1 rRNA gene (cut by a window edge) is annotated in these 2,500 nt (G+C 53.2%); it reads right to left on the reverse strand.

Annotated elements, in window-relative coordinates:
* Positions 1-2,500: ribosomal RNA gene (locus tag CVU69_13735) — 23S ribosomal RNA — on the reverse strand (its annotated part continues 42 nt past the right edge of the window); the annotation flags it as partial.

Below are 2,500 nucleotides of genomic sequence, written 5' to 3' on the forward strand. Positions count from 1 at the left end.
CAGGATGCGATGAGCCGACATCGAGGTGCCAAACCTCCCCGTCGATGTGAACTCTTGGGGGAGATAAGCCTGTTATCCCCGGAGTACCTTTTATCCGTTGAGCGACGACCCTTCCATACAGAATCGCCGGATCACTAAGACCTGCTTTCGCACCTGCTCGACGTGTCTGTCTTGCAGTCAAGCTCCCTTATGCCTTTGCACTCTACGACTGGTTTCCAATCAGTCTGAGGGAACCTTCGCGCGCCTCCGTTACTCTTTGGGAGGCGACCGCCCCAGTCAAACTACCCACCAGGCAGTGTCCCTGACCCGGATCACGGGTCTAGGTTAGACGCCCAGAACAACAAGGGTGGTATTTCAAGGTTGACTCCACCGAGACTAGCGTCCCAGCTTCATAGTCTCCCACCTATCCTACACATGTTGTCCCGAACGTCACTGCCAAGCTGTAGTAAAGGTTCACGGGGTCTTTCCGTCTTGCCGCGGGTACTCGGCATCTTCACCGAGAATTCAATTTCGCTGAGCCTCTGGTCGAGACAGTGCGGAAGTCGTTACGCCATTCGTGCAGGTCGGAACTTACCCGACAAGGAATTTCGCTACCTTAGGACCGTTATAGTTACGGCCGCCGTTTACCGGGGCTTCGGCACCGGGCAGGCGTCACACCCTATACTTCCTCTTACGAGTTTGCAGAGTGCTGTGTTTTTAGTAAACAGTCGCTACCGCCATTTCTCTGCGACCCCCTTCGGCTTCACGTGCGTATCGCTACACCTGATGGGGGCACACCTTCTCCCGAAGTTACGGTGTTATTTTGCCGAGTTCCTTAACCAGAGTTCTCTCAATCACCTGAGCATTTTCTGCCCGCCCACCTGAGTCGGTTTACGGTACGGTCTCTAGCTACCTGATGCTTAGAGGCTTTTCTTGGAAGCGTGGGATCAATCACTTTATGGGCTTAAAGCCCTCGTCATCACGCCTCAGCGTTTGAATAGAAGAGCGGATTTGCCTACTCTTCCCGCCTACACGCTTAAACCGGGATATCCAATAACCGGCTGACCTACCCTTCTCCGTCCCCCCGTCGCAGTAACTAAAGGTACAGGAATATTAACCTGTTTCCCATCAACTACGCCTTTCGGCCTCGCCTTAGGGACCGACTAACCCTCAGCAGATTACCTTTACTGAGGAAACCTTGGGCTTACGGTGTGCAGGTTTCTCACCCGCATTTTCGCTACTCATGTCAGCATAATCTCTTGTGGTTCCTCCAGCCGTCCTCGCGATCGACCTTCAGCGGTTGCCACAATGCTCCCCTACCACTTGCATCTTTTGATGCAAATCCGCAGCTTCGGTGCCGTGCTTGAGCCCCGTTACATTTTCGGCGCGGGCCCACTTGACCAGTGAGCTATTACGCTTTCTTTAAAGGGTGGCTGCTTCTAAGCCAACCTCCTGGTTGTCTGGGCATTCCCACATCCTTTTCCACTTAGCACGAACTTTGGGACCTTAGCTGGCGATCTGGGCTCTTTCCCTTTCGACAACGGAACTTATCTCCCGCTGTCTGACTCCCGTATAGACGTTTCCGGCATTCGGAGTTTGATTAGGTTTGGTAGTCCGGTAAGACCCCTAGCCCATTCAGTGCTCTACCTCCGGAACGATTCGTACGAGGCTATACCTAAATATATTTCGGGGAGAACCAGCTATTTCCGAGTTTGATTAGCCTTTCACTCCTATCCACACCTCATCCCCTCAATTTTCAACTTAAGTGGGTTCGGGCCTCCACGAGGTGTTACCCTCCTTTCACCCTGGACATGGATAGATCACCCGGTTTCGGGTCTACTCCCAGCAACTCATGCGCCCTATTAAGACTCGCTTTCGCTACGGCTCCACCTAGATCGGCTTAACCTCGCTGCTGAGCGTAACTCGCTGACTCATTATGCAAAAGGCACGCGGTCACCCTGACCGAAGTCATAGGGCTCCCACTGCTTGTAAGCGTACGGTTTCAGGTTCTATTTCACTCTCCTTATCGGAGTTCTTTTCACCTTTCCCTCACGGTACTATGCGCTATCGGTCATTGGGGAGTATTTAGCCTTGGAAGATGGTCCTCCCAGCTTCCCACGGGATTTCTCGTGTCCCGTGGTACTCGGGGTCACCCTAGGGTGAATCAAGGTTTCGCTTACGGGGCTATCACCCACTCTGGCGGTCCTTTCCAGAACCTTCAGCTACCTATCATCAATCCACATGTCGGGGCCCCACAACCCCAGAGTCACCGTAGTCACTCTGGTTTGGGCTAATCCGCGTTCGCTCGCCACTACTTACGGAATCTCAATTGATTTCTTCTCCTGAGGGTACTTAGATGTTTCAGTTCCCCTCGTTCGCCTCGCATGGCTATGTATTCACCATGCGATGACAGGGCATAATCCCTGCCGGGTTTCCCCATTCGGATACCTCCGGATCAAAGCCTGTTAGCGGCTCCCCGAAGCTTTTCGCAGCTTACCACGTCCTTCATCGCCTCCCAATG

The sequence above is a fragment of the Deltaproteobacteria bacterium HGW-Deltaproteobacteria-4 genome (assembly GCA_002841765.1).
Classification (GTDB): domain Bacteria; phylum Desulfobacterota; class Desulfuromonadia; order Desulfuromonadales; family UBA2197; genus UBA2197.